Here is a 4,477-nt window from a genome sequence, read left to right on the forward strand (position 1 = left end):
GCGGGCAGAAGCGAAATCCCAGCATCGCGCACAGGGCGAAGACATGATCGGTCGCCCCGCCAGTGTCGGTGTAATGCTCGACGATTTTCAGATCGGTGCCGTGGCTGGTGAGGCCGTCGAGAACATAGGGTGCCTCATGCGTCGCGGCAGAGATCACGTTGACGTGGTAAGGCGCACGCTGGTCGGAAACATGAGTGTAGAAGCTGAAGCCATGATCGACGCCATAGCGGGCGTTGATATCGCCGCCCGATGCACCGCGCTTCGCGCCCCTGAAGAACTGGCCATCGGAACTGGACGTTGTGCCGTCGCCCCATACGCGCGAGAATGGCAGGCGGTGATGCGCGTTGATGAGCACGGCCAGCGCCGCGCAGTAGCTGTCGTCGCGGATATAGGCGTCATGGGTCCACAGGAGCTGGTCGCGCGTCACGCCCTGGCTCGCGGCAGCCATGCGCGACAGGCCGAGATTGGTGGCATCCGCAAGGATGGTGGCGAGCAGCGCGTTTTCGTTGGGGCACGCTTCGCCGGTGCGCAGGTTCGTGAATGCAGCAAGAAAGCCGGTTTCCTGCGCCACTTCATGCAGCAGCTCGGTGATGCGGATGCGGGGCATCATCGCATCGAGCCGGTCAGCCAGCGCTTCGGCATCGGGCATCGCGATCGTGCGAACCGGGGATATCTGGAGGCGGCCGTCGCGGAACCGCACACCCTCCAGAGCGTCGCGCTTCAGGCGCTGGGCAAATTTCTTCAGTCGCCAGTCCAGTTCGCGGCCCCGTTGTTCGAGCCATTCGCTGGCTGTGGGTGGCAGACCAAGAGCCGACACGATTGGCTTCGCCTTCGGTTCGCTGAGCAGGTAGCTGTCGAACTGGCGGTATCCCGCCGATCGCTCCACCCAGACATCCCCCGAACGCAACTTGTTGCGCAGATGCGCGATCGTTGCGATTTCCCAGAGCCGCCGGTTGATCTTGCCGTTATCGCCAACGACGATTTTTCGCCATTCTTTACGGAAGGGCATCGGAGCGTCGGTAGGAAGATCGCGTTTGCCCGACCTGTTGAGGTCGCGCAGCATTTCGATGGCAGCGATCGTTTTCGCACTGCCCTTTCCGGCCCTGAACTGGAGCGTCTCAAGCAGGTCGGGGGCGAACTTGCGTAACGTCGCATAGCGGTCGGCCGCGACCGTCAGCGGATCGAGGTTGGCGGTTTCCGCGATGCTCGCCACTTCCGGCCTCGCCTTCATCAGGGTGTTCCACCCGACCGATGCGTCCAGGACCTCAATTGGATCTTCGCCAGTATCGACCGCATCGGTCAGCGCATCGATCGTTCTGCGAAAGATCAGCATCAGCCGCGCCACGTTCTTCGATGTGGCGGCATAGCTACGCGCCTGGGCATTCTTCGCGCGGGTGAAGATGCTGCCGATCAGCTTGTCCGCCATCTCCAGAGCGCTGTCGGTCAGCTGCTCTTCAAGATCGAGCAGGAAGGCAACCAGCGTGGCGCGCCGCCGGGAGGGAACGTATCGCTCGATCATATAGGCAGGCGATGCACGGCCTTCCCGGACATATTGCCGGAAGCGGTCCGCGTGGATGCGGCCAGCCACGTCCGGGGAGATGCCGATCTTCCGCACTTGCCGCAGGCGGTCGAGAATCTGGCGGATATGATCGGGCCTTGCCGCGATGGGAATGGTCTTGAGCGAAGCGAGCTGGCTCATGCCCCCGGCGTCGTCAAAGAGCTGGTCGAGGGCGTGGACCTGTTCAGCGCTGAGATCGTCGATCAGGGCATAGGCGGCTTGCTTGCGGGCACGCGCGCGCCCCGCGCTGCTGGCACGCTCGATGGTGGAGATGGACGGCAGCAGAATCCGGGCCTCACGAAGGGCGGTGACAACACCGGTCGCTATCGTCATCCCCTTGTCGGTCGCCCATGCCGTTTTCGTGGCCGCTTCGATCATGAACGGAATATCGGCACGCGTCGGCCCTCGCAGTCCCAAGCGCGCGGCTAGCTCGCGAGCATGGTCCGTCATGGTCTGGTCCCTCGCCGCATAGTCAGCCAGATCCGTGACGCGCAGGCCAAGCTGTTCTGCGACGAAGGCGGCGAGATCATGGGGCATCGCTCCCCTGTTCTGTATCAACTGCGCCAGTGTGATGCCCGGGTGGCGCAAGAGCGCGAGTTGCAGCGCGACGCCCAACTGGTTCCGTCGTTCCCGTCGCGCGCCGATGATCTCGATGTCCGCAGGCTCGAAGGTGTAGAGCCGAGCCAAGTGGTCGCGATCGGTCGGGATGGCAAGGATCTGATTGCGCTCGCTCTCGGTCAGGAGTTGATGCTTGCGCTTCGTCATGCCGATTCCCGTCCACAAAAGGTCAACTGCGCCTATGGACAGCCATGAGTAAAGAGACATAGTATGTGGACGGCTATGGGCGGGGTGAAGCGGTCGCCCTTCAGAGCGTCCACAGAACGACCGTTTGGGAGACACGATAGATGGGCGGCATTCTGGGCTACGCCCGCGTCAGCACCGGCGATCAGGATGTGGCGGGCCAGACCATGCGACTGGAGAATGCCGGCGCCATCAAGGTGTTCACCGATGTAATATCGGGAAAAAGCATGGAGCGGCCTGGACTGGCCGAACTGATCGCCTATGCCCGCAAGGGTGACACGCTCGCCGTGGTCCGCCTCGATCGGCTTGGGCGTTCGCTGACTGAACTGCTCGCCACAGTCGAAACTTTGCGCAGCCAAGGCATCGCCCTCCTGAGTCTTGAGGAAAAAATCGACACCTCGTCGGCCGCCGGCGAACTCATCTTCCATGTGTTCGGAGCTATCGCCCATTTCGAGCGGCGGCTAATCTCTGAGCGGACCCGCGATGGGATCGCCGCTGCACGCGCCAAGGGCAAGCAGCCTGGCCGTCAGCCGCTCGACATGTCCAAGGTGGATGCGGCCATCAAACTGGTCGAAGCCCGTATCTCGCCGACAGAGGCAGCACGGCAACTCGGCATCGGCAGATCCACCATCTATCGCGAAATGCGCCGCCTTGGCGTGGAAAGGCCTGCCTGAATGTCCAGATTGAAATCTGCTCACGATCTGTCCGGGCTGATGAAATATGCGGATCGTGCTCCGTGGGACGAGGCGATGGATGAAATGCTGTCCGCGCATCTCGGTCCGGCATGTGAAGCGACCGGCCTCGAACCCGACGCCATATTCGAGATCATCGGTGATCATTGGCAAGGGCCGCTATGGGGCTGCGCCTTTGAAGATCTGCTGACACAGGAACTGGAACCTGACGGTCGCAATCTGGTCGATGACTATCTCAAGCGCCGAGGCTGGAACGAGAAGGCGCCGAACAAGGCCTATATGCGCGCGCTGCGGGATACGATGATGTCGCTCTATGAGGTTAGCGAGGTCGTCCCCGGTCAGTCGATGACCTTGCGTGATCTGTTGCGGGATGTTGCGCCAGTCACGGTCCGCGAACACGGCGCGACACAGACCCTCGTCAACTGGGACAAGATCGCTGCACGGGTTGTCGATGTGAACGGTCGCCATGGCATCTCGGGCGCGCTGTTGCCGTTCAGCGCTGATGGCGCCCTACAACTGATCGACGCGTTTGGCCGGCTTGCGGACGATGCAAAGGACACCTCCGAACTAAACCAGACCGACCGGGATGCTATTTTACGGGCATCAGGCCCGATGTTCACGAACATGTGGCTGCTCGATTGTCTGGGCAAAGCCATGCCTGGCACCATGCCGGATATGGTCAACGCCGATGGCGATGATCTTGTGTTCCACCGCATCGTCTTCCCCCTGGCCAAGGGCGTGATCGGCAAGAGCGTGGTTCGCAGGCTGAACGCGGCACAATGGCTGGAGCCTGCCAGCGACACATTCTGGAACTGGCTGGTGCCGGTGACGAAGGAGAGAAAACCACGAACGGCCAAAGGCGGGCAGGCTTTTGTGACGACCATGGAGGACGGCACACCCGTCTTCGCCAATGTCGAGTTGGCGGGACGCAAACTGATCGTTGAGGTCAATAGTGCCGCCCGTGCGGAGAAAGCGATTGCGCAAATGGGCGAATGGCTTGGTGATTGCGTGAGCACACCTATGACCGAAATCCGGACTCTGGCCCAGTTCATGGCTGATGACGCCGCCCGCGCTCCGCAGGAAGAGCCGCTCGATATCCCGCCGGACGAAATGGAGCGCATCGTTCATGATATGCTGACACGCGAATATACCAAAACGCTTGATGAAGCGGTGCCTGCCCTTGGCAACAAGACGCCGCGCGCTCTGGCCCGCACGAAGGCTGGCCGGGCGAAAGTGGCCGACTGGCTCAAATATATAGAGAATGGCGCAGCAAAATCCGGGGTCGGCGAGCCAATGGCTACCTATGATTTTACGTGGATGTGGCAAGAGCTGGGCATCATCGGCCTCCGCAGGTGATGCCCTTGCACGCCGTTCCGGTATTGTTCGTCCTTAGCGTTGCTTGGCGTACCTCCCACGCTATGCCCTC

The 4,477-nt window shown here is 61.6% G+C and carries 3 protein-coding genes; 2 read left to right on the plus strand and 1 reads right to left on the minus strand.

The features are described 5' to 3' along the window. Positions 1-2,323, minus strand: a 2,323-nt coding sequence (locus AX692_RS16760; RefSeq protein WP_073977785.1) for a Tn3 family transposase, incomplete at its 3' end; no start/stop codon positions are given. A 140-nt stretch (positions 2,324-2,463) separates the two neighbouring features. Here AX692_RS16760 and AX692_RS16765 point away from each other — a divergent pair. Then, positions 2,464-3,033: a recombinase family protein gene (locus tag AX692_RS16765; RefSeq protein ID WP_007015735.1), complete on the plus strand. Its 570-nt coding sequence runs from the start codon at positions 2,464-2,466 to the stop codon at positions 3,031-3,033. Continuing rightward, positions 3,034-4,407 carry a hypothetical protein gene (locus AX692_RS16770; protein WP_007015736.1) on the plus strand — a complete coding sequence of 458 codons (1,374 nt, stop codon included), beginning with the start codon at positions 3,034-3,036 and terminating at the stop codon, positions 4,405-4,407. Positions 4,408-4,477: the final 70 nt, after the last annotated feature.

This window comes from Erythrobacter donghaensis (assembly GCF_001557325.1).
Taxonomy (GTDB): Bacteria; Pseudomonadota; Alphaproteobacteria; order Sphingomonadales; family Sphingomonadaceae; genus Erythrobacter; species Erythrobacter donghaensis_B.